Below are 481 nucleotides of genomic sequence, written 5' to 3'. Positions count from 1 at the left end.
CTGGTAGAAATGGAAGTGCGTGAGCTGCTGAGCGACTACGACTTCCCGGGCGACGACACCCCGATCATCAAGGGTTCTGCCCTGAAGGCTCTGGAAGGCGATACCAGCGACATCGGTATGCCTGCCGTGCAGAAGCTGGTTGAGTGCCTGGACGAGTACATCCCGGAGCCGGAGCGTGCCGTTGATCAGCCGTTCCTGATGCCGATCGAAGACGTATTCTCCATCTCTGGTCGCGGTACTGTAGTAACCGGCCGTGTAGAGCGTGGCATCATCAAGGTGGGTGAAGAGCTGGAAATCGTGGGTATCAACGACACCACCAAGACCACCTGTACCGGTGTTGAGATGTTCCGCAAGCTGCTGGACGAAGGTCGCGCTGGTGAGAACGTTGGTGTTCTGCTGCGTGGTACCAAGCGTGATGAGGTTGAGCGTGGCCAGGTACTGGCCAAGCCGGGCTCCATCAAGCCGCACACCAAGTTCGTTG

General features: G+C 58.4%; 1 protein-coding gene. It reads left to right on the top strand.

Going from position 1 to position 481, the window contains the following annotated elements; all coding sequences use genetic code 11:
- Positions 1–481: EF-Tu/IF-2/RF-3 family GTPase (locus A3730_RS08635; protein WP_255364227.1), on the top strand; the 481-nt coding region annotated here is incomplete at both ends.

The organism is Alcanivorax sp. HI0044 (assembly GCF_001634945.1).
The sequence above is the reverse complement of the archived record's forward strand: the minus strand, read 5'-3'. Positions and strand labels throughout refer to the sequence as shown.